Origin of the sequence: Pseudomonas sp. IPO3747 (genome assembly GCF_013385245.1) — a bacterium.
GTDB classification, from domain to species: domain Bacteria; phylum Pseudomonadota; class Gammaproteobacteria; order Pseudomonadales; family Pseudomonadaceae; genus Aquipseudomonas; species Aquipseudomonas edaphica.
Genome location: NZ_JACAQL010000011.1, coordinates 192,785 through 217,434 on the forward strand (window position 1 = coordinate 192,785; position 24,650 = coordinate 217,434).

General features: G+C 65.1%; 2 protein-coding genes. Both read left to right on the plus strand.

The window, feature by feature from the left end:
* Positions 1–147 precede the first annotated feature (147 nt).
* Entirely contained in the window at positions 148–13,053 is a 12,906-nt protein-coding gene (locus HX790_RS18405; protein WP_176991879.1) for a non-ribosomal peptide synthetase, read from the plus strand.
* Complete coding sequence (locus tag HX790_RS18410; protein WP_176991880.1) at positions 13,050–24,386, plus strand: non-ribosomal peptide synthetase; 11,337 nt, start codon at positions 13,050–13,052, stop codon at positions 24,384–24,386. Before HX790_RS18405 ends, HX790_RS18410 begins: the two co-directional genes overlap by 4 nt.
* Positions 24,387–24,650: the final 264 nt, after the last annotated feature.

Consider the following 24,650-nt stretch of genomic DNA (forward strand, 5'->3'; position numbering starts at 1 on the left):
AAATCCCTTAATTTTCCAAGCCTGCCGGACGCCACTCCAGGCCCTCGGCTGTGCCCGCGATTTTTTCCCGGCGCCAGCACACCCGCTTCAAACGGCAGCTGAATACGGACGTTCTACTCAACCGTGACTTATCAGGCAGGTTACCCCATGCAGTTCAGTGAATTATTGGCAGCGATTTCCACCCATGCGATCCGTCTTCAATTGGAAGAAGGCGACCTGATTATTCTCGGCGATGACGAAGCCCTGGATGACGATCTGTGGGATCAACTGATCGCGCACAAACCTCAATTGCTTGCCTTCGTGGCTGAACACGGCGGTGACTGGCTAAGCCCGGCTTACCGCATTACCCCCGACATGCTGGCACTGGTCACGCTCGACCAGCCGGCCATCGACCGCATCGTCGCCACCATCCCCGGTGGCGCGGCGAATGTGCAGGATATTTACCCGCTGGCGCCGCTGCAGGAAGGCATGCTGTACCACCACCTTTCGGCGCAGCAAGGTGACCCCTACGTGCTGCACGCGCAGTTTGTGTTCGACAGCCGCGCGCGCCTTGACGCGTTTGCCGAGGCGCTGCAATGGGTGATCGACCGCCACGATATCCTGCGCACGTCCATGGCCTGGGAGCGTTTGGACGAACCGCTGCAAGTGGTGTGGCGCAAGGCAACCCTGGCCTGCGAAGAAGCCCATTTTGCCGACGGCGACCGCCTGGCGCAGTTGCTCGCCCGCTATGACGCCCGCGCCTATCGCATGGACCTGGGCCAGGCACCGTTACTGCGCCTGGTGTTTGCCAATGACCCGGCCAACCAGCGCGTGGTGGCGATGCTGTTGTTCCACCACACCATCCTCGACCACACCGCGCTGGACGTGGTGCGCCATGAGATCCAACTGTATCTGGCCGGTGAGCACGCCCAGGCGGCCGAGCCGGTGGCGTTTCGCAGCTATATCGCCCAGGTGCGCCACGGCGTCAGCGAACAGGCGCATGAGGCGTTCTTCCGCGACATGCTGGCGGATATCGATGCGCCGACTTTGCCCTTCGGCCTGCAGGATGTGCAAGGCGATGGGCACGGCATCGATGAAGTGCGGGTGCCCGTCGACAGCAGCCTGAGTCGCCGCCTGCGCAGCCTGGCGCGGCCACTGGGCGTCAGCGTGGCGAGCATCATGCACCTGGCCCTGGCGCGCGTGCTGGGCGTAGTGTCCGGGCGCGATGCCGTGGTGTTCGGCACGGTGATGCTTGGCCGCATGGGCGCCGGCGATGGCGGTGAACGCGCGCTGGGTATGTTTATCAACACCTTGCCGTTGCGCGTGGACGTGGGCGAGCAGGGCGTGCGCGCCGGGGTCAAGGCCACCCACGAACGCCTCACCACCTTGCTCAATCACGAACATGCATCCCTGGCGCTGGCCCAGCGTTGCAGCGGTGTGGCGGCGCCGACGCCGCTGTTCAGTGCGATGCTCAACTATCGTCACAGTGCCGCCACCGATATGGCGGCGGTGATCGAGGTGGCCGAAGGCATTCAGGTACTAGGCGCCGAAGAGCGCACCAACTACCCGCTGACGGTCAACGTCGACGACCTGGGCGAAGACTTTGCACTGACGGTAATGGTCGATGCGTCCATCGGCGCGCAACGGGTCGCCGGTTACCTGCACACAGCCCTGCACAGCCTGGCCGAGGCCCTGGAGCAGCGACCGGATATGCCGCTCTGCGGCCTGAATATCCTGCCTGATACCGAACGTCACCATCTGCTGCACCGCCTCAATCAAAGCCCAACGCACTACAGCGACACGGCCCTGATCCACGCGCAAGTCGAAGCCCACGCCGCCGCTCAACCCAATGCCATCGCCCTGCGTTTCGACACCCAGCGCATCACCTACCGCCAACTCAACGAACGCGCCAACCAGGTCGCCCACCGCCTGCTGGCCGAGGGCATTCGCCCTGATGATCGCGTGGCGATCTGCGTCGAGCGTGGCCCGGAGATGATTATTGGTCTGCTGGGTATCCTCAAGGCTGGCGCCGGTTATGTGCCCATCGACCCGGCTTACCCGCTGGAGCGCATCGCCTATACCCTGGCCGATAGCGCGCCAGTGGCCGTGTTGGTACAAGCCGACACGCAGCATCTGGTCGGTGATTTGACCCGCATCGACCTCAACAGCCTGCGCGCAGAATCCATCGTCAACCCGCGCGTTGCGCTCAGCCCGGCCCACCTGGCCTATGTGATCTACACCTCCGGCTCCACCGGGCTGCCCAAAGGCGTGATGATCGAACACCGCCACGTGGCGCGGCTGTTCACCGCCACCGAGCATTGGTTTGGCTTCAACGCCAATGATGTGTGGGCGCTGTTCCATTCCTTCGCGTTCGACTTCTCGGTCTGGGAGATCTGGGGCGCGCTGATGCACGGCGGCCAGTTGCTGATCGTGCCGCAACTGGTCAGCCGCTCGCCGGATGAGTGCTACGCGCTGATCTGTGACGCGGGTGTGAGCATCCTCAACCAGACGCCCAGCGCATTTCGCCAGTTGATCGCGGCCCAGAGCGCCCAGGCGCATTCACTGCGCCAGGTTATTTTCGGCGGCGAAGCCCTGGAACCGGGCATGCTCAAACCGTGGTACGCCCGCGCCATCAACGCTGGCACCCAATTGGTCAACATGTATGGCATCACCGAAACCACCGTGCACGTGACCTACCGCGCCCTGGAAGCGGCGGATGCGCAGTTGGTTGGCGTAAGCCCGATTGGTGTGCGCATTCCCGACCTGCAGCTGTATGTGCTGGATGCGCGTCGCGAGCCGTTGCCGATGGGTGTGGTCGGCGAGTTGTATGTCGGCGGCGCCGGTGTGGCGCGCGGTTACCTCAACCGTGACCAACTGAATGCCGAACGCTTCCTGGCCGACCCGGCCACCGGCCTGCGCATGTACAAGACCGGTGACCTCGGCCGCCTGCTGGCCGATGGCAGCGTCGAATACCTGGGCCGTAACGATGACCAGGTGAAGATCCGCGGCTTCCGCATTGAACTGGGCGAAATCGAAGCCACTCTGGCCAGCGCCAACGGCGTGCGTGACGCGGTGGTTATCGCCCGTGAAGACGAGCCCGGTGACAAACGCCTGGTGGCCTACGTGATCGCCGAGCGCGAACTCGGTGCCGCCGAGCTGCGCGACCATCTGCTGCTGAGCCTGGCCGAATACATGGTGCCCAGCGCCTTCGTGCTGCTGGACCAATTCCCGCTGACCACCAACGGCAAGCTCGACCGCAAAGCCTTGCCCGCGCCGGATGCCGACGCCCTCGCGCGGCGAGACTACGCCGCCCCGCAGGGCGCTGTGGAAAGCACCATCGCCGGCATCTGGCAGTCGCTGTTGAAACTCGACAACGTCGGGCGCGACGACAACTTCTTCGAGCTGGGCGGCCACTCACTGCTGGCGGTCAAGCTGATCGAACGCATGCGCCAAGTGGAGTTGAGCTGCGACGTGCGCGTGCTGTTCGGCCAACCCACCTTGCGCGCACTCGCCGCGGCGGTGGGCGGGCAGCAGGAAGTCCAAGTGCCGGCCAATCGGATCACGGCGACCAGCGCACACATCAGCCCCGACATGCTGCCGCTGGTGGCGCTGGACCAGGCCGCCATCGACCACATTCTCCAGCATGTGCCCGGTGGCATCGCCAACGTGCAAGACATCTACGGCCTGGCACCGTTGCAGGCCGGCATTCTGTATCACCACCTGGCAACCACCGAGGGCGACCCCTACGTGTTGCAGGTACAGTTCAGTTTTGCTGACCAAGCGGCGGTGGACGCGTTTACCCGCGCCTTGCACTGTGTGATCGAGCGTAACGACATCCTGCGCACCGGCATTCTGTGGGAAGGCCTGGATGAGCCGGTGCAAGTGGTGTTGCGCCAGGCGCCGCTGCACGTCGAGCGCCTCGACGTGCCGGCCGATGATGCGCTGGCGCAGCTGCAACAGCGCTTTGACCCACGCCATTTCCGCCTCGACCTGAGCCGCGCGTCGCTGATGCATTTCGGTTATGCGCAACAACAGGATGGCTTTGCAGGCATCCTGCTGCTGCACCATATCCTGCTCGACCACACCGCCCTTCAGGTGTTGGTGGAGGAGATGAGCGCCAGCCTGGCCGGCCACAGCACGCAACTGCCGCCGGCGGTGCAATACCGCAATTACGTGGCCCAGGCGCGTTTGGGCGTGACCCAGGCGCAACACGAAGCCTTTTTCAGCGACATGCTGGGTGATATTGACGAGCCCACGCTGGCGTTCGGTTTGCAGGATGTCAACGGCGACGGCAGCGGCATCGTCGAGGCGCATTTGCCGCTGGCCCCGGCGCTCAGCCAGGGCCTGCGCGAACAGGCGCGACAGCTGGGTGTCAGCAGCGCGAGCCTGGTGCACCTGGCCTGGGCGCAGGTGCTGGCCCAGGTCTCCGGCCAGCAGGATGTGGTGTTTGGCACCGTACTGCTGGGGCGCATGCAAGGCGGCGAGGGCGCCGACCGGGCGCTGGGAATGTTCATCAACACCTTGCCGCTGCGCGTCAGCCTGGGCGCCACCAGCGTGCAGGCCGGCGTGCGCGCCACCCATGCGCGCCTGGCGCAGTTGCTTGGGCATGAGCACGCTTCGCTGTCCCTGGCCCAGCGTTGCAGTGGTGTACCGGGTTCGTTGCCGCTGTTCAGTACCTTGCTCAACTTCCGTCACAGCGCCCCGGACGAGGCACCGGGAGACAGCCCGTTTGCCACGCACGGTATCGAGATTCTCAGTTCCCAGGAGCGCAGCAACTACCCGTTGGTGCTCAACGTCGATGACCTCGGCACCGGCTTTGCGCTGACCGTACAAGGCGTGGCCAGTCTGGATGTGCAGCGCGTGGGCGACTACATGCTCACCGCGCTCAGCCACCTGGTGACCGCGCTGCAACAAGCGCCGACCACCGCGTTGCAGGCGGTGTCGATTTTGCCGGCGGCCGAGCGTCACCAGCTGTTGGTCGAGTTCAACGCCACCGCGCGCCAATACCCGTCGCAGCTCACTGTGCACCAGCTGTTCGAAGCTCAGGCACTGGCGCGGCCCGAAGCCGTGGCGGCGGTGCAGGGTGCGTTGTCCTTGAGCTATCGTGACCTCAACCGCCGTGCCAACCGCCTGGCCCATCACCTGATCAACCAGGGCGTGCAACCGGGTGAGTGCGTGGCGATTGCGTTGCCACGCTCGCTGGATTTGCTGGTGAGCCAACTGGCGATCCTCAAGTGCGCAGCGGTGTATGTGCCGCTGGACATCAACGCGCCGCTCGAACGCCAGGCCTTTATGGTGCAGGACAGCGGAGCGCGGCATGTACTCCATACCCTGGCCGACCTGAACCTGGATAGCCTGTCGCCGCGCAACCCGGAGCTTGCGCAGTCTTCGGACGAGGTGGCGTACATCATGTACACCTCCGGCTCCACTGGCGCGCCCAAAGGCGTGCAAGTGCCGCACCGCGCCGTCTCGCGGCTGGTGCTCAACAACGGCTATGCCGACTTTAACGAGCGCGACCGCGTGGCCTTCGCCTCCAACCCGGCGTTCGACGCCAGCACCCTGGATGTGTGGGCGCCGTTGCTCAATGGCGGTTGCGTGGTGGTGGTCGAGCATGCGGTGCTGCTGTCCCAGGCCGCATTTGCCGAGCTGTTGCAGGAACAGGCCGTGAGCGTGCTGTGGATGACGGCAGGCTTGTTCCATCAATACGCCGACGCGTTGCTGCCGGTGCTGCGCCAGTTGCGCTACCTGATCGTCGGCGGCGATGTGCTTGACCCGCTGGTGATCGGCCGGGTGCTCAAGCACGGCAAGCCGCAACACCTGTTAAACGGCTACGGGCCGACCGAAGCCACCACCTTCTCGACCACGTTTGAAATCACCACGCCGGGCGCGGGCGCTGTGCCTATCGGCCGACCTATCGCAAATGCACAGGCCTATGTGCTGGATGCGCGCCAGCAGCCGCTGGCGTTGGGTGTGGTCGGCGAGCTGTACATCGGCGGTGCAGGCGTGGCCAAGGGGTACTTGAACCAGCCGCAACTGACGGCCGAAAAATTCATCCTCAACCCGTTCGGTGAAGGCCTGTTGTACCGCACCGGCGACCTTGCCAGCTGGCAGGCCGACGGTACCTTGCTGTACCAGGGGCGCAATGATTTGCAGGTGAAGATCCGTGGTTTCCGCATCGAGCCCGGCGAAATCGAGAGCTGCCTGGCGACCTTCCCAGACGTGCGCGACGTTGTGGTAGTGGCCCGCGAAGACGAGCCCGGCGACAAACGCCTGGTGGCGTACTACACCGCCTCGGCAGCGTTGCCAATCGAAGCCCTGCGCGGCCATCTGCAAGGCCAGCTACCGGATTACATGGTGCCGTCGGCTTATATGTGGCTTGAGCTGTTACCGCTTACCGCCAATGGCAAGCTGGACCGTAAAGGCCTGCCGGTGCCGGATCAAAGTGCGCTGCTCAGCCGTGGCTACGAAGCCCCGGAAGGTGAAGTGGAAACCGTGCTGGCGCAGATCTGGCAGGACGTGCTCAAGCTCGAACGCGTCGGGCGCCATGATCATTTCTTCGAGTTGGGCGGGCATTCGTTGCTGGCGGTCAGCCTGATCGAACGCATGCGCCAGGTCGGCCTGAGCGCGGACGTGCGCGTGCTGTTCAGCCAGCCGAGCCTGGCGGCACTCGCGGCGGCAGTCGGCAGTGGGCGTGAAATTGTGGTGCCGGCCAATGGCATTGCGCCGGGTTGCACACAGATCACGCCGTCGATGTTGACCCTGGTGCAGCTTGATCAACCGGCCATCGAACGCATCGTCGCCAACGTGCCCGGTGGTGCGGCCAATGTGCAGGATATCTACCCGCTGGCGCCGTTGCAGGAAGGCATTCTTTATCACCATATCAGCGCCGAACAGGGCGACCCGTACCTGCTGCAATCGCGCATGGCGTTCGATAGCCTGCAGCGTTTGCACGGCTTTATGGGCGCGCTGCAACAGGTAGTAGCGCGTCACGACATCCTGCGCACCGGCGTGGTCTGGGAAGGCTTGGACAGCCCGGTGCAAGTGGTCTGGCGCGACGCGCAACTGAGTGTGCAGGAGGTGATCCTGGACCCGGCCGAGGGCGGCATCATCGAGCAATTGCACGCACGTTTCGATGCCCGTCACTACCGCCTGGATATTACCCAGGCGCCATTGCTGCGCATGGTTTACGCCCAGGACCCGGCGAATAACCGAGTCGCAGCGATCCTGCTGTTCCACCACCTGGCGCTGGACCATACGGCCATGGAAGTGGTGGGCCAGGAGATGCGCGCGTTTCTGTTCAACCAGGCGGACGCGCTGCCCGTGGCGGCGCCGTTTCGCAACTACGTGGCCCAGGCACGCCTGGGCGTGAGCGTGGCCGAGCATGAACAGTTCTTCGGCGCCATGCTCGCCGATGTGGACGAACCGACCTTGCCGTTTGGCGTGCAGGACGTGCAGGGTGATGGCCGTGATATCGAAGAGGCCGAGCAGCACCTGGACGCGGCGCTGGCCATGCGCGTGCGTGAGCAGGCGCGCCTGTTGGGCGTAAGTGCGGCGAGCCTGATGCACCTGGCCTGGGCGCAAGTGCTGGGCCTGGTGTCCGGGCGTGATGACGTGGTGTTTGGCACTGTATTGATGGGGCGCATGCAGGCAGGTGAGGGCGCCGATCGGGCGCTGGGCATGTTTATCAACACCTTGCCGCTGCGGGTGAATGTCGCGGCGGGCGCCGCCGTGGCGGTCAAGGCCACCCATTCGCGCTTGAGCGCCTTGCTCGGGCACGAACACGCGTCCCTGGCGCTGGCCCAGCGTTGCAGCGGCGTGCCGACCAGCGTGCCGCTGTTCAGCGCCTTGCTCAATTTCCGCCACAGCCGCCCCGACGAAATGGCCCGCGATGGCCACGGCATCTGGGAAGGCGTGCAACTGCTGGGCGGTGAAGAGCGCAGCAACTACCCGCTGACCTTGAGCGTGGATGATTTTGGCGCAGGCTTTGGCCTCAGCGTGCTGGCGCTGCCGCAGATCGGCGCCCAGCGCCTGTGCGGCTATATGCATAACGCCGTGGAGCAACTGGTCGAGGCCTTGGAAAACGCCGCCGATACCGCGCTCAACCGCCTGCCGATACTGCCGTCGGCCGAACGCGACACCCTGCTGCGTGAATTCAACACGACGGCTGCAGATTTCCCCACCGGGCACACCCTGCACGGTGCCTTTGAAGCCCAGGTCGAGCGCCAGCCCCACGCAATTGCGGTGCAGCAGGGCGAACGGTCGCTGACCTACCAGCAACTCAATCAACGCGCCAACCAACTGGCCCATCACCTGCTCGCGCTCGGCGTACGGCCCGACGATCGCGTGGCGATCTGCTGCCGTCGTGGCCCGCAGATGCTCATCGGGCTGCTGGGCATACTCAAGGCCGGCGCCGGTTATGTGCCGATCGACCCGGCCTATCCCGCCGAGCGTATCGCCTATCTGTTGCAGGACAGTGCGCCGGTGGCCGTGCTGGCCGAGCCCAGTACGCAAGCGTTGCTGGGGGCGTTCGCCACAGTCGACCTGCTGGGCGAAAGCTGGCAGCACCACGCCGTCAGCAATCCGCAGCTCGCAGCGCTGACCCCGGCGCACCTGGCCTATGTGATCTACACCTCCGGCTCCACCGGCCAGCCCAAAGGCGTGATGGTGGAGCACCGCAATGTGGAAAACCTGGTGCACTGGCACTGCGAAGCCTTCGGCCTGGATGCGCGCAGCCATACCAGCAGTGTCGCCGGTTTTGGCTTCGACGCCATGGCCTGGGAAGTCTGGCCGGCGCTGTGTGCCGGTGCGACCCTGCATTTGCCGCCTGTCACGGTGGGCAATGAAAACGTCGACGAACTGCTGGCCTGGTGGCTGGCGCAGCCGCTGGACGTCAGCTTCCTGCCCACGCCAGTGGCCGAATACGCCTTCAGCCAGCACCTGCAACACCCGACCTTGCGCATCCTGCTGATTGGCGGCGACCGCCTGCGGCAGTTCACCCAGGAGCGACGTTTTGCGCTGATCAACAACTACGGACCGACCGAGGCCACGGTGGTCGCCACCTCCGGCCGTGTCCGCGCCGGGCAGGCGCTGCATATCGGCCGGCCGGTGGCGAATGCCAGCACCTACTTGCTCGATGCACAGCTGCGCCCGGTGCCGGTGGGCGTGGCCGGTGAGCTGTATGTGGGCGGCAGCGGCGTGGCGCGCGGTTACCTGAACCGTGCGGACCTGACCGCCGAACGCTTCCTGCAAGACCCGTTCAACCCGGGGCGCATGTACCGCACCGGCGACCTGGCGCGCTGGTTGCCCGACGGTAATATCGAGTACCTGGGCCGCAATGATGATCAGGTCAAAGTGCGTGGCGTACGCGTGGAGCTGGGCGAGATCGAAAGTCGCCTGGCGGCAGTGGAAGGCGTTGGCGAGGCCGTGGTGCTGGTGCGCGAAGGCCGTTTGCTGGCCTGGTTCACGGAAAACTACCCGCTGGCGATTGAAACCCTGCGTTCGCAGCTACAAGCACAACTGCCCGACGCGCTGGTGCCGGTGGCCTACATCAAGCTCGACGCATTGCCCCTGACCGCCAACGGCAAGCTGGATCGCAAGGCCTTGCCGGAACCTGACCAGGCGGCATTGCTCAGCCGCGACTTTGAAGCGCCCCAGGGCGCAGTGGAAACCACCCTGGCGCGGATCTGGGCCGAGGTGTTGCAGGTCGAACAGGTCGGCCGTCATGACCACTTCTTCGAGCTCGGCGGCCATTCGTTGCTGGCCGTGAGCCTGATCGAACGCATGCGTCAAGCGGACCTCAGCGCGGATGTCCGTGTGCTGTTCAGCCAGCCGACCCTGGCCGCGCTGGCGGCTGCCGTGGGCAGTGGCCGCGAAGTGCAGGTGCCGGCGAACCGGATCGCAGCCGATTGCCTGCGCATCACGCCGGACATGCTGCCCCTGGTTGATATCGACCAGTCGACCCTCGATCACGCCGTCAGCCGCATCCCCGGTGGCGCCGCCAATGTGCAGGATATCTACCCGCTGGCGCCGTTGCAGGAGGGCATTCTTTACCACTACCTCACCGCCGAACAGGGCGACCCGTACCTGCTGCAATCGCACCTGGCCTTCGACAGCCTCGAGCGCCTGCAGGCCTTCGCCCATGCGCTGCAACAGGTGATCGACCGCCATGACATCCTGCGCACGGGTGTGGTCTGGGAAGGCCTTGCGCAACCGCTGCAAGTGGTGTGGCGCCAGGCCCGATTGCCGCTTGAAGAGCTGCAGTTGCAGGGCGATGTACTCGCCGGCCTGCACGCGCGTTTTGATGCGCGGCGTTATCGCCTGGACATCAGCCAGGCGCCGCTTATCTGCCTCAAGTACGCCAAGGACCCGGCCAACCAGCGCGTGGTGGTGGTGTTGCTCTATCACCATATTGCGCTGGACCACACCGCGTTCGACGTGGTGCTGCGTGAAATGCAAGGGCATTTGTTGGGGCACGCCGCCCCGACGGCGGCGCCGATGCCGTACCGCAACTACGTGGCCCAGGCGCGATTGGGCGTCAGTGAGCAGGAGCACGAGGCGTTCTTTCGCGAGATGCTCGCCGATGTCGATGAACCGACCTTGCCGTTCGGCTTGCAGGACGTGCGCGGCGACGGCAGCGCGATTGAGGAACACAGCCTGCACCTGGACAACGACCTCAACCGCCGCCTGCGGGCCCAGGCACGTATACTCGGTGTGAGCACGGCGAGCCTGTTCCACCTGGCCTGGGGCCAAGTGTTGGCGGCCACTTCGGGGCGCCACAGCGTGGTGTTCGGCACCGTGCTGGTCGGCCGATTGCAAGGCGGTGAGGGCGCTGATCGTGCGCTCGGGGTGTTTATCAATACCTTGCCGCTGCGCCTGGATATCGACGCGCAAGGCGCACGCGATGCCGTGCGTGCCACCCACACGCGGCTCACCGCGTTGCTCGGCCATGAGCACGCGTCCCTGGCCCTGGCCCAGCGTTGCAGCGGGGTGGCGGCCCCGGCGCCGTTGTTCAGCTCGATGCTCAACTATCGCCATCGCGGCGCCGCGACGCGTTCTGCCGAGGCGCAACACGCCTGGGAAGGCATGCAGACGCTGGTCAACGATGGCCGCACCAACTACCCGCTGACCCTCAACGTGGATGACTTGGGCGATGGTTACGATATCACCGCCCTGGCGCAGGTTGACGCGCAACGGGTGTGTGGTTACCTGCAGAACGCCCTGGCCGGGCTGGTCGAAGCCTTGGAGCAGGCACCGCACCAGGCGCTCAATCGCCTGCCGATCCTGGGCGCCGAGGAACGCCAAAAACTGCTGGTAGCGTTCAACGCCACCGAGGTCGCTTACAACCTCGACCAGACCCTGCACGGCCTGTTCGAGGCTCAGGTCGAACGCACCCCTGATGCGGTGGCGGTCAAGGCCGGTGACCAGCAGTTGACCTACCGGGCACTCAACGAACGCGCCAACCGCCTGGCCCATCACCTGCGCGAACTCGGCGTGCAGCCGGATTCGCGCGTGGGTATTTGCGTCGAGCGTGGCCTGGACATGGTGGTCGGCCTGTTCGCGATCCTTAAGGCGGGTGGCGGTTATGTGCCGCTGGACCCGGCGTATCCACTCGAACGCATCGCTTACATGCTGCAAGACAGCGCACCGGTGGTGGTGTTGGCGCAAGACGCGACCCGCCAGTTGTTGGGCGACGTGCCGGTGCTGGACCTGGATCACGTCACCTGGCAACAGCAGAGCGCGAGCAACCCGCAGGTGCCGGGCCTGACCGCCCGGCACCAGGCCTATGTGATCTACACCTCCGGCTCCACCGGCCAGCCCAAAGGCGTGATCAATGAACACGCCGGCGTGGTCAACCGCTTGCTGTGGATGCAGGACGCCTATGGCCTCAAGGCCCATGACGCGGTGCTGCAGAAAACCCCGTTCAGCTTCGACGTGTCGGTGTGGGAATTTTTCTGGCCGCTGTTTACCGGCGCACGGTTGGTGATGGCCCGCCCGGGTGGGCACAAAGAGCCGGAGTACCTGTGCCAGGTGATCGAGGCTGAGCAGATCACCACCTTGCATTTCGTGCCGTCGATGCTCGATGTGTTCCTGGCCCATGGTGATGTCAGCCAGGCCAAAGGGCTGGCGCGGGTGATGTGCAGCGGCGAAGCCTTGCCGGGCAGCCTGGTACGGCGCTTCAAAGCACAACTGCCGGGGGTTGGGCTGTACAACCTGTATGGCCCGACAGAAGCGGCGGTCGATGTCACCGCGTGGAACTGCGCACGGCCCGACGTGCCGGACAACACGCCGATCGGCAAGCCGATTGCCAATACACGCATGTACGTGCTGGACGCCCAGTTGCAGCCGGTGCCGTTGGGGGTGGTGGGTGAGTTGTTTATCGGCGGCGTGCAAGTGGCGCGCGGGTATCTGAACCGCCCGGAGCTGACCGCCGAACGTTTCCTCAAGAACCCGTTCACCAGCGGGCGCATGTACCGCACGGGCGACGTCGGTCGTTACCTGCCCGACGGCAATATCGAATACCTGGGCCGCAACGATGACCAGGTGAAGATCCGTGGCCTGCGCATCGAACTGGGCGAAATCCAGGCGCGCTTGCTGGAGCATCCGCAGGTCAACGAGGCCGCCGTGGTCGCCCGCGAGGACCGTCTGGTGGCGTACTACACCGGCGCACACACCGACATCGACCGCTTGCGCGCCCACCTGTTGCAGCACTTGCCGGACTTTATGGTGCCCGCCGTGTTTGTGCACCTCGACGCATTGCCACTGAGCCCCAACGGCAAGCTCGACCGCAAGGCACTGCCGGTGCCGGGCATGGACGCACTGAATGTGCGCGAATACGCGGCGCCCGAAGGCGACACCGAAATCCTTATGGCAGCGCTGTGGGCTGAACTGCTCAACGTTGAGCGCGTTGGGCGCCATGACAACTTCTTTGAGCTGGGCGGGCACTCGCTGCTGGCCGTGAGCTTGATCGGACGCCTGCGCCAGGAAGGCCTGGAAGCCGATGTGCGGGCGCTGTTCGAACAGCCGAGCCTGGCCGGCTACGCCGCTATTACCGAACGAATGGAGATCGTCCTGTGAGCATTTCTGAGTTATTGAGCACGCTGAAAACCAAGGACGTGCAACTGGCGCTCAAGGGCGAGCAGTTGTCGGTGCAAGGCAACAAACAAGCGCTGAGCGACCCTTTGATCCTGGCGGCGTTGCGCGAGCACAAAGCGGCCTTGATCGAACTGATCAAGGCCGGTGAATACTCGGCCTCCAAGGCCGGCGAAGTGCAGGTGCCGGCCAATGGCATCCCGCTAGGTGCCGAGCACATCACCCCGGCGATGCTGAGCCTGTCGACGTTGAGCCAGGACGAGATCGAGCGCATCGTGGCCACGGTCGACGGCGGTGTGGCGAATATCCAGGACATTTACCCGCTGGCGCCGTTGCAGGAAGGCATTCTGTTCCACCACGTCAGCGCCGAGCAGGGCGACCCCTATGTGATGCAGTCGCAGTTCGCGTTCGACAGCCTGGAGCGTTTCGAGGCCTTTGCCCAAGCGTTGCAGCGCGTGATGGACCGCCACGATATCCTGCGCACCGGCGTGGTCTGGGACGGTTTGCAGCAACCCTCGCAAGTGGTGTGGCGCCAGGCACGCCTGCCGGTGCAGGCGCTGCAATTGAACCCGGCCGACGGCGATATTGCCGCTCAACTGCACGGGCTGTTCGATGCCCGCCACTATCGCCTCGACGTGACCCGGGCGCCGCTGCTGCGCCTGGTGCGGGCCGACGACCGGCTGAACCAGCGCATTGTCGCCACCTTGCTGTTCCACCATATGGCCCTCGACCACAGCGCCCTCGAAGTGGTGTGCCATGAAATGCAGGCGTGCCTGCTGGGGCAGGGCGCGGCGCTTGGCCAGGCCGTGCCGTTTCGCAATTATGTGGCGCAGGCACGCCTGGGTATCAGCGAGCCGGAACACGAAAATTTCTTCCGCCAGATGCTCGGCGACATCAGCGAGCCGACCTTGCCATACGGCTTGCAGGACGTGCAGGGCGATGCCCGTGGCATCGGCGAAGTCAGCCTGCCTTTGCCCGCAGCACTCAGCCGGCGGTTGCGCGCGCAAGCCCGGCAATTGGGGGTGAGTGCCGCCAGCCTGTTCCATATGGGCTGGGCGCAGGTGTTGGCGGTGCTGGCCGGTAAAGAGCAGGTGGTGTTCGGCACCGTATTGATGGGCCGCATGCAAGGCAGCCATGCCACGGATCGGGCGCTGGGCATTTTCATCAACACCTTGCCGTTTCGCGTCGACGTGGACGCCCAGGACCTACGCACCGGGGTCAAGGCCACCCACGCGCGGCTCACCACCTTGTTGCGCCATGAACACGCGCCGCTGGCCCTGGCCCAACGCTGCAGCGGGGTGGTGGCGCCGACGCCGCTGTTCAGCGCCTTGCTCAACTATCGCCACAGCGCCCCGGCCGCCAGCGCCGAAGCCGTGTCGGCCTGGCACGGGATCGCCGCGCTCAGCGCCGAAGAACGCACCAACTACCCGCTGACCCTGAGTGTGGATGACCTGGGTGACGGCTTTGGCCTGAGCCTGCTGGCCAGCCAGCGGGTCGACCCGCAGCGGGTGTGCGGCTATCTGCAAACCGCCCTGGAGAACCTGGTGACGGCGCTGGAGCAGGCACCGCACACCGCGCTCAATCAGCTGTCGGTGCTGCCTGCCGCCGAGCAGCAACTGTTGCTTGAGCAGTTCAACGCCACCCACGCCGATTTCCCCCAGAGCAGTACCTTGCACGGGCGCGTCGAAGCCCAGGCCGCGCTCACGCCGGAGGCGATTGCCGCCGTGCAGCAGGGCCGCCAACTGACCTACGCCGAACTCAACCAGCAAGCCAACCTGCTGGCCCATCACCTGTTGGCGCTGGGGGTCAAACCCGATGACCGCGTGGCCATCGTCGCGCGGCGTGGCCTGGACACCCTGGCCGGGTTGCTGGCCATCCTCAAGGCTGGCGCCTGCTATGTGCCGGTGGACCCTTCGCACCCGGCCGAGCGCCTGAGCTACCTGCTGAGCGACAGCGCCCCGGTGGCGGTGCTGACCCAACAGGCACTGCTCGAGCGCTTGCCGGCGCTGGACGTGCCGGTGATCCAGCTGGACCGCTACACCTGGCAGCACCATTCAGCCAGCAATCCAAAAGCCGCCGTCAGCCCTTCGAACCTCGCCTATGTGATCTACACCTCCGGCTCCACCGGCCTGCCCAAAGGGGTGATGGTGGAGCACCACACGGTGGCCAACCTGGTGGACTGGCATTGCCGCGCCTTTGACTTGTGCGCCGGGCGCCACACCGCCAGTGTTGCCGGCTTTGGTTTTGATGCGATGGCCTGGGAAGTGTGGCCGGCGCTGTGTGTCGGCGCGACCCTGCACCTGCCGCCCGCCACGGACGGCGCCGAAGATATCGACGCGCTGCTGAGCTGGTGGTGCGCGCAGCCACTGGACGTGTGCTTCCTGCCCACGCCGGTGGCCGAATACGCGTTCAGCCAGCACATCGAACACCCTACATTGCGCACCTTGCTCATCGGCGGTGACCGCCTGCGCCAGTTTGCGCGGGCACAGCGATTTGAGCTGATCAACAACTACGGCCCCACCGAAGCCACGGTGGTTGCCACTTCCGGCAAGGTCGAAGCAGGCCAGCCGTTGCATATCGGCAAACCGGTGGCCAATGCCACGGTGTACCTGCTCGATGAACAACAACGGCCGGTGCCATTGGGGGTAGCCGGTGAGCTGTACGTGGGTGGCAAGGGCGTGGCGCGTGGTTACCTCAACCGCCCGGACCTGACCGCCGAGCGCTTCCTGCAAGACCCGTTCAACCCGGGGCGCATGTACCGCACCGGCGACCTGGCGCGTTGGTTGCCGGACGGTACGCTTGAATACCTGGGGCGCAACGATGATCAGGTGAAGATCCGTGGCATGCGTATCGAGCTTGGCGAGATTGAAACCCAGCTCGGCCAACTGCCTGGGATCCAGGAAACGGTGGTGCTGGTGCGCGAGGAGCGACTGGTCGCCTATTTCACCGAGAGCCCGCAACTCGACCCGCTGGCGGTCGGTGATATCCGCGCCCACCTGGTTGCGCATCTGCCGGACTACATGGTCCCGGTCGCCTATGTGAAGCTCGAGGCGTTGCCACTCACCGCCAACGGCAAGCTCGACCGCAAGGCCTTGCCAGCGCCGGACATGGCCGCGGTGTTTACCCGCGAATACGCAGCGCCCGAGGGCGAGATCGAAAGCGTGCTCGCGCAGATCTGGGCCGATGTGCTGCAGGTGCAGCGTGTCGGGCGGCACGACCATTTCTTCGAACTGGGCGGGCACTCGTTGCTGGCGATGCGCATGGTCTCGCAAGTGCGCCAGCGCCTGGGGGTGGAACTGGTGCTGGGCGACTTGTTTGCCAATGCGGAGCTGGCGGCGGTCGCCGCAGTGCTGGCGCAGTCAGGGCGCAGCACCTTGCCGGATATTCTGCCGGCCAATCGTGATGAGCTCGTGCCGTTGTCGTTCGCCCAGCAGCGCCTGTGGTTTCTGGCGCTGATGGAAGGCGCCAATACCGCCTATAACATTCCCATCGGCCTGCGTTTGCGTGGCCAGTTGCATGTCGAGGCGCTGCAACGGGCGCTGGCGCGCATTGTTGCGCGGCATGAAACCCTGCGCAGCCGCTTTGCCCAACAGGGCGACCAAGCCCAGGTACTGATCGTACCCGCCGAAGAGATGCTGCCCCTGCAAGTGCAGGATTTGCGCCGCCACCCGCAACCGCAGCAGGCGCTGGATGCCTTGATTCAGGGCGAAGCCTCGGCACCGTTCGACCTGGAGCGCGGCCCGTTGCTGCGTGGGCGCCTGGTGGTGATGGCCGACGATCACCATGTGCTGCTGCTGACCCTGCACCATATCGTTTCCGATGGCTGGTCGATGGGCGTGCTCACCCGTGAGTTGATGGCGCTGTATCAAGCCTTCAGCCACGGCATGCCTGACCCATTGCCAAGCCTGCCGATTCAGTACGGCGACTTCGCCGTGTGGCAGCGTTTGTGGCTGAGCGGCGAAGTGCTGCAGCGCCAAAGTACCTATTGGCAACAGGCACTGGCCGGTGCGCCGGCCTTGCTCACGCTGCCTACCGATCGCCCACGCCCTGTGCAGCAGGACTACGCCGGCAACAGCGTCGAAGTGCGCCTGGACGAACGCCTGACCGCCGGGCTCAAGGCCTTGAGCCAACGCCATGGCACCACGCTGTACATGACCTTGATGACGGCCTGGGCCTCCCTGCTGGCGCGGCTGTCCGGGCAACACGACCTGGTGATCGGCACGCCAGTGGCCAACCGTACCCGCAGCGAGGTGGAAGGGCTGATCGGCCTGTTCGTCAACACCCTGGCGGTGCGCATCGACACCTCGGGCGAGCTGAGCACCGAGGCCTTGCTGGCACGGGTCAAGGCGCTGACGCTGGCGGCCCAGGCGCATCAGGACTTGCCATTCGAGCAGGTGGTGGAAATCACCCGGCCGGTGCGCAGCCTGGCCCACAGCCCGCTGTTCCAGACCCTGCTGAGCTGGCAGGACAGCAGCGCGCCGACCCTGGCGCTGGGTGACCTGGCCCTGGAAGGCATCGTCGAGAACAGCCACTTTGCCAAGTTCGACCTGTCCCTGAACCTGGGTGAAGTGCAGGGCAGCATTCTCGGCGCGCTGGAATTTGCCGTGGCGCTGTTTGATGAGTCGACCATGCAGCGGTACGCCGGGTATTTCACCCGCACCTTGCAGGCAATGGTCGATAACGACCAGGCGGTGTTGGAACATGCGCCGTTGTTGGATGAGTGTGAGCGTCAGCACCTGCTGGTCGATTTCAACGCCACCGCGGTGGACTACAACCTCGACCAGACACTGCACGGGATGTTTGAAGCGCAGGTGATGCGCACGCCGAACGCGATTGCGGTGAAGGCGGGTGAGCGGCAACTGACTTACGCTGAGCTGAATGCGCAGGCTAATCAGCTGGCCCATCACCTGCTGGCGCTGGGTGTACAGCCGGATTCGCGGGTGGCGATCTGCGTCGAGCGCAGCCTGGAGATGGTCATTGGCCTGTATGCGATCCTCAAGGCCGGCGCTGCGTATGTGCCGCTGGACCCGGCTTATCCGCAAGAGCGCCTGGCCTACATGCTGCAAGACAGTGCGCCGCTGGTGGTGCTGGCCCAAGGCGCAACACGTGGCTTGCTCGGCGCAGTGGCGGTAGTCGACCTGGACCAGCCCACCTGGCAGCATCTGCCCGCAGGCAACCCTCACGTCCAGGGCGTGAGCGCCTATGTGATCTACACCTCAGGCTCCACCGGCCAGCCCAAAGGCGTGATCAACGACCACGCCGGGGTAGTCAACCGCCTGCTGTGGATGCAGGACGAATACGGCCTGAACGCGCAGGATTCGGTGCTGCAGAAAACCCCGTTCAGCTTTGACGTATCGGTGTGGGAATTCTTCTGGCCGCTGTTTACCGGCGCGCGTCTGGTGATGGCGCGCCCCGGCGGGCACAAAGAGCCCGAATACCTGTGCGACGTGATCGAGGCCGAACAGATCACTACCTTGCACTTTGTGCCGTCGATGCTCGATGTGTTCCTGGCCCACGGCGATGTCAGCCAGGCCATAGGGCTAGCGCGGGTGATGTGCAGCGGCGAAGCCTTGCCGGGCAGTCTGGTGCGGCGCTTCAAGCAACAACTGCCAGGCAGCGAGCTGCATAACCTGTATGGGCCGACCGAAGCGGCCGTCGACGTAACCGCCTGGAACTGTGCCGGTCTGGTAACCCCGGACAACACGCCGATCGGCAAACCCATCGCCAACACCCGCATGTACCTGCTCGACAGCCAGTTGCAACCGGTGCCGCTGGGTGTGGTGGGCGAGTTATTTATCGCGGGCGTACAAGTGGCGCGCGGGTATCTGAACCGGCCGGAACTGACCGCCGAGCGTTTCCTTGACGACCCCTTCAGGCAGGGGCGCATGTACCGCACCGGTGATGTCGGGCGTTACTTGCCGGACGGCAATATCGAGTACCTGGGGCGTAATGATGACCAGGTGAAAATTCGGGGTTTGCGCATCGAGCTGGGTGAAGTCCAGGCGCGGCTGCTCGAGCATCCTCAGGTCAACGAAGCCGCTGTGATCGCCCGTGAAGAGCGGCTGGTGGCTTACTACACCGGCACGCCGAGCGACATCGACGCGCTGCGCGGTCATCTGCTGCGGCATCTGCCGGAGTTCATGGTACCGGCGATTTTCGTGCATCTGCAGGCGTTGCCGCTCAGCCCCAACGGCAAGCTCGACCGCAAGGCGCTGCCGGCGCCGGGCCTGGATTCGGTGGTGGTGCGCGAGTACGAAGCGCCCCAGGGCGATACCGAAATGGCCTTGGCCAGCCTGTGGGCCGAACTGCTCAATGTTGAGCGCGTGGGCCGTCACGACAACTTCTTTGAACTGGGCGGGCATTCGCTGCTGGCCGTCAGTCTGATGGGGCGCATGCGTCGCCTGGGCTTGTCGGCGGATGTGAAGGTGCTGTTCGGCCAGCCGACGCTCTCGGCGTTGGCGGCGGCGCAGGGCCGTGGGCGCGAAGTGGCGGTGCCGGCCAATGGCATCGCCGAAGGCTGCAGCCACATCACCCCGGCTATGTTGCCCTTGATCCAGATGGACCAGGCTGCCGTCGACCGCATCGTCGCGTGCATTCCGGGCGGTGCGGCGAATGTGCAGGATATCTACCCGCTGGCGCCGTTGCAGGCCGGCATCCTGTATCACCATCGGGCTGTGCTTGAAGGCGATGCCTACCTGTTGCGGGCGCAGTTTGCCTTCGATAGCCGTCTGCGCCTGGACGCCTTTGCCCATGCATTGCAGGCGGTGATTCAGCGGCATGACATCCTGCGTTCCTCCTTCCATTGGGAGGGCCTGGAAGAACCGGTGCAAGTGGTTTGGCGTGAGGCCTCGCTCAGCGTTGAAGCCGGTGCTGTGCCACAGCGCCTGGACCTGACGCAAGCGCCGTTGATGCGGCTGGTCTATACCGAGGAGCCGCAGCGCGTGGTCGCCACGTTGTTGTTCCATCATTTGGTGATGGACCACGTCGCGCTGGACATCCTGCAGCATGAAATGCAGGCGTTCCTGCTCGGTAGTCAGCACACGCTGGGCGCGGCCGTCCCGTATCGAAACTATGTGGCCCAGACTGTGGCCCAGACCCGCCTGGGCGTTGACGACCACGAAACCTTCTTGCGCGAAATGCTCGGTGAAATCGACGAGCCAACCGACGTCCAATACCTGGGCGCCGATGAACACGCGCATCTGGCCGTCGACCCGCAGTTGAGCCAGCGTCTGCGCACCCAGGCCCGCCAGGCAGGCGTGAGTGCCGCCAGCCTGATGCACCTGGCCTGGGCGCAGGTGCTGGGCAAGGTCAGTGGCCGCGAACAGGTGGTGTTCGGCACTGTGATGCTCGGCCGCCTGCAAGGCGGCGAAGGTGCGGAGCGCGCCATGGGCGTATTTATCAATACCTTGCCGCTGCGCGTTGACCTGGGCGAACACTCGGTACGCACGGCGTTGCGTGCCACCCATGCGCGCCTGACCCAATTGCTCAGCCATGAGCACGCGCCGCTGGCATTGGCCCAGCAGTGCAGCGGCGTCCCAGTGGGTACGCCGTTGTTCAACGTGCTGTTCAACTACCGCCACAGCGCGCCGCACAGTGGTGGCGTGGCTGAGGCATGGCAGGGGATTGCGCTGCTCAGTGCCGAGGAGCAGACCAATTACGGGGTGTCGGTGAGTGTCGATGACCTTGGTGAGGGTTTCAGCCTGACCGCCATGGGGCAGGGCGCCCGGCGTTTGTGTGATTACCTGAACATTGCCCTTGAGCAACTGGTTGAGGCGCTGGAGCACCACAGTGATAGGGGCATCAGCCGCTTGCCAATCCTGCCGGCGGCCGAGCGTCAACAGCTGGCAGGTTTCAATGCCACCACCCGTGTGTTCCCCCGCGAGCACACGGTGCAGCGCTTGTTCGAAGCCCAGGCCCACGCACGGCCTGACGCGGTGGCTGCGTTGCACGCTGACGCGGTACTGAGCTACGGCGAACTCAACACCCGCGCCAACCGCTTGGCCCATCACCTGATGAGCCTGGGTGTGCGCCCGGCCGATAACGTCGCGATCCTGCTGCCGCGTTCCCTGGACCTGCTGGTCAGCCAGTTGGCGATCCTCAAGTGTGCAGCGGCCTATGTGCCGCTGGACATAAACGCACCCGCCGAACGCCAGGGCTTCATGTTGCAGGACAGCGGCGCGAGCTGGCTGGTGACCCGCAGTGACGCGGCGCTTGAGTTCCCGGCGCGGCGCATGGACCTGGACACCCTGACCCTGGACCCGCAACCGAGCCACAACCCTGACCTGTCGCAGTCCTCGGACAGCGTGGCGTACATCATGTACACCTCCGGCTCCACGGGCACACCGAAGGGCGTATTGGTGCCTCATCGCGGCATCACACGGCTGGTGCTCAACAACGGTTACGCCGACTTCAACGCCGCCGACCGCGTGGCGTTTGCCTCCAACCCGGCGTTCGACGCCAGCACCATGGACGTGTGGGGCGCGCTGCTCAACGGCGGCCAGGTGCAGGTGATCGACCATTCCACGTTGCTCGACCCCGCTGCATTCGGCCGTGCGCTGCACGGTGCGACGGTGTTGTTCGTGACCACCGCGTTGTTCAACCAGTACGTGCAGATGATCCCCGAAGCCCTGGCCGGCTTGCGCATTTTGCTCTGCGGCGGCGAGCGTGCCGACCCGGCGGCGTTCCGCAGCCTGCTGGCGCAGGCGCCGGGCTTGCGCCTGGTGCATTGCTACGGGCCGACTGAAACCACCACCTACGCCACCACTTACGAGGTGCAGGCGATTGCCGCCGATGCTGACAGCGTGGCGGTCGGTCGACCGATTTCCAACACGCAGATTCATGTGCTGGATGCGTACTTGCAGCCACTGCCGGTGGGCGTGATCGGCGAAATCTGCATCGGCGGTGACGGCGTGGCCAAGGGCTATTTGAACCGGCCGGAGCTGACCGCCGAGAAGTTTGTCGACGACCCGTTCAACCCAGGCGCCTTGATGTACCGCACCGGCGACCTTGGCCGCTGGACAGCGGAGGGCTTGCTGGAGTGCATCGGGCGTAACGACGACCAAGTGAAGATCCGTGGTTTCCGTATCGAGTTGGGCGAGATCGAAGCGCGCCTGGCGACCTTGGCGAGCATCCAGGACGTAGTGGTGCTGGCCCGTGAGGACGTGCCCGGTGACAAGCGTCTGGTGGCGTATTTCACCTGGGCTGGCGAGCCCGTAGACATCGACAGTGTGCGTGCGCACCTGCACGGCCAGTTGCCGGTCTACATGCTGCCGTCGGCCTATGTGCCGCTGGCGCAGTTGCCGCTGACGGCCAATGGCAAGATCGATCGCAAAGCCTTGCCGGTTCCGGCGTTGGAGGCCTTGCTCAGCCGCGACTTCGAGGCGCCGGCCGATGCACTGGAGCAGTCGCTCGCCGGCCTGTGGGCCAAGGTGTTGAAACTGGAGCAGGTGGGGCGTCACGACAGCTTCTTTGAGCTGGGCGGGCATTCCTTGCTGGCGATTCGACTGGTCAACCTGATGGAGGCAGCGGGCTTGCAGGTGTCGCTGGCCGAGCTGTTCCAGCACGTCAGCGTGGCCTCGGTGGCGGCGATGTTGCGCCAGCGCACCGGCGAGCCGGTGCGCGACACCTCGCTGATTACCGTGCGCAGCAGCGGCTCGCAGCCGCCGTTGTTTCTGGTGCACGAGTTCAGTGGCATGGACGTGTATTTCCCGGCGCTGGGTCAGCACTTGCCCGGCGACTATCCGATCTACGGCCTGCCGGGCGCGGCACTGGGCGAGGCGCACCTGAACACCATGGAAGGCTTGGCGGCGCGCATGGTCGGCCTGATCCGCGAGGTTCAGCCACACGGGCCTTACCGCGTGGCGGGCTGGTCGTTTGGCGGCGTGCTGGCCTATGAAGTGGCGATGCAATTGCTGGGGCTGGATGAGCCGGTGGCGTTCCTCGGCCTGATCGACAGCTACGTGCCGCGCATGACCGACCAAGGCAAGGCGCGCTGGAGTGGGCCGGATGCGCTTAAGCGGCATTTGCTGTTGCAGTGCACGGCGTATTGGAACGCACAGGGAGGTGTGGATGAACTGGCGAGCCTTGAACAGCTTGAGGCGGGCATTGGACAGCTGGACTTTGCGGGTTTGCTGCAACGCTGTCGCGATCAAGGTCTGCTATACGCGCAAATGGCAGCGGCTACGGACGCGGACCTCTTGAGTTTTATCGAGCGTGAAGTCGGCCACGGGCATGCGCTGGCGCACTACAGCCTGTTCCCGCTGCCGGTGCCGGTGCATCTGTTCAGTGCCCGTGAACGGCCGACCGAGCTGTCGCGGCGCAGTGAGTCGCTGGGCTGGGAAGACGCTTTGGCGCCTGGTCAATTGCGCCGGGTCGAGGTGCCGGGCGATCACCAAAGCATGATGCAGGCGCCGCATATTCAAGGCTTGGGCGCGTCGATGGTTGAGGCCCTGGCCGCGAGTGCGCCGGTGACGGAAGCGGTGCATCAACCGGTGCTGCGCATTCAGAGTGGGCGTGCGGGGTTTGCGCCGGTGTTTTGTGTGCCGGGAGCGGGTGACAGCGTCACCGGGTTTGTGGGGTTGGGCGAGGCACTCGGGCGCGACTGGCCGCTGTTCGGTTTGCAGCCGCGCGGGCTGGATGGCGAGGCGGTGCCCCATAGCCAGGTGGAAGCGGCAGCGCAGTGTTACCTGGCGGCGCTGGCGCACGAGTGTCCGCGTGGTCCGGTGCATCTGGTCGGGCATTCATTTGGTGGCTGGGTCGCGCTGGAGATGGCGCTGCGCTTGCAGGCGATGGGCCGTGAGGTGGCGTCGTTGACGGTGATCGACAGTGAATCACCGGGCGGTGCGGGCAAGCCTTATTCGACCACGGCCGCGTTGTTGCGCTTGATTGAGGCCATGCAGTTGTCGGCGGGCAAGTCGCTGGGCATTGACCGGGTGGAGTTTGCCGGGCGCGATGAGGTGGCGCAGCAGCAGTGGTTGCATGCGGGGATGGTGAGCGTGGGGTTGTTGCCGGGGCGTGCCAGTGTGGATGCGATGGCGGGGCCGGCGCGTACTTATGCGGCGGCGTTGCGCACGGTGTATCGGCCGGCGCAGCGGTTCAACGGGGCGGTGCGGTTGGTGCTGGCGCAGGATCCGGCGTTGGATGCGGCGGGTAATCAGCGTGAGCAGGGGTTGATGGTGGAAGGGTGGCGGCGCCAGGGGAACGGGTTGCAGGTTTGGTATGGCGCGGGGAATCACTTTACGTTGCTTAAGGCGCCGAATGTTTTGGGGTTGGCGCGGTGGTGGCTTGAGGGGGTGGTGGTTGGGGAGGTGGTGTCGTGAGGGGGGAATGCCGGGTACATATCCGTTGTTTTTGTGATGGCGACTTAGGGTTCCGCTCTTACAGCGGGTCACTTTTGGCAAACGCCCCAAAAGTAACCAAAAGGTCTGTGCCCCACCACTCGGTGCCTCGCCTAGGCTCGGCATGCCCGCACTCCGGCTTGAATCCGTGGGCCGCCGCGATGGGCCATCCTTGGCCCAGCGCGGCTAACCCGGCGTCCTGCCGGGTTACCCACGGATTCAAGCCTGCGTTCGGCCATCGTGGTT